A 1,114-nucleotide genomic window follows, 5' to 3' on the forward strand; every position below is an offset into this window, starting at 1 on the left:
ACCCCACCCCGCCCGAGCGGCTGGGAGTCCGACGACCTCGACCACCTACCCGAGGCGCCACGGCACACCGAACTCCTCGAAGGCGCGCTGCTCTTCAGGCTCACGCCGCAGCGGTCGTGGCACTCGCGGCTGGTGGAGAACCTGACGTTCGCCCTGCGGCAGGAGGCTCCCGACGGGTTCGAGGTCGAGAGGGAGATGACCGTGCGGCTCGACAGGAAGAGCCGTCCGGAACCGGACATCCTGGTGACCACCGCGGGCTACGACCCGGACCGAACCTGGTACGCGCCCGAGGGCGTGGCCCTGGTCGTCGAGGTCGTCTCCGAGGAGTCCGCCGACCGCGACCGGTCCCTGAAGCCCTTCAAGTACGCGCAGTCACGGCTCCCCCACTTCTGGCGAGTGGAGGACGAGGCAGCCGGGCCGGCGGTCCACACGTACGAGCTCGACGCGATGACCGGCACGTACGTGCCCACCGGCATTCACCGCGGCCGACTGAAGGTCGCCGTCCCCTTTCCGCTCGACGTCGACCTGACCGCTCTGGTGCCGTAGGCAGGGCGGGGCCAGGTCGTGTCGGACGAGGCCCCGCCGAGGCAGGGGGCGTCAGCCCATGGCCTTGTGGCCGTCGATGGTCTCGCGGATGACGTCGGCGTGGCCGGCGTGCCGCGCGGCCTCCTCGATGAGGTGCAGCAGGCCCCAGCGCCAGGAGCGCGGGCCGCCCTTCTGCCATGGGGCGTCCGCGAGCATGAACGTGTCGTCGAGTGACGGCACCTCGCGGACGGCCTTCTCGGTCTCCGCCGCCACCCGGCCGTACCGCTCCAGCAGGACGGCGACGGTCTCCTCCTCGGTGGGGACGAAGCTCTCCTGCCACTCCTTGACGGCCGCCTCGTCGTCGGAGCCGGGGGTGCTGCCGCTGCGCATGGAGTCGATCCAGCCGGTCTCGCCGGAGGTGACGTGCTTGATCAGGCCGGCGAGGGAGAGTTCGCTCGCGCTCGGCGTGCTGCGGGCCTGCTCCTCGGTGAGTCCCTCCACCGCCTGCCGGAACGCCTCGCGCTGGCTGGCCAGCGCGCCGAGCAGGGCGCCGCGCTCGTCACCGTGGACCTCGGGGGGAGTGGTCATG

At 72.0% G+C, this 1,114-nt stretch carries 2 protein-coding genes; one reads left to right on the top strand and one right to left on the bottom strand.

Annotated elements, in window-relative coordinates; translation table 11 throughout:
• The coding region (locus tag GL263_RS27010) for a Uma2 family endonuclease (protein WP_182858354.1) at positions 1–546 on the top strand (546 nt) is incomplete at its 5' end.
• Between the two features lie 51 nt (positions 547–597).
• On the opposite strand, the gene GL263_RS27015 is transcribed toward GL263_RS27010, so the two are convergent.
• Positions 598–1,113 (bottom strand): DinB family protein, encoded by a 516-nt coding sequence (locus GL263_RS27015; protein ID WP_182858355.1) that lies wholly within the window; start codon positions 1,111–1,113, stop codon positions 598–600.
• Position 1,114: the final 1 nt, after the last annotated feature.

This window comes from Streptomyces durbertensis (assembly GCF_014156695.1).
Lineage (GTDB): Bacteria > Actinomycetota > Actinomycetes > Streptomycetales > Streptomycetaceae > Streptomyces > Streptomyces durbertensis.

What these genes read in the sequence shown, in the direction of transcription:
- GL263_RS27015 (WP_182858355.1), bottom strand. Translation starts at nt 1,113, where the DNA reads ATGACCACTCCCCCCGAGGTCCACGGTGACGAGCGCGGCGCCCTGCTC.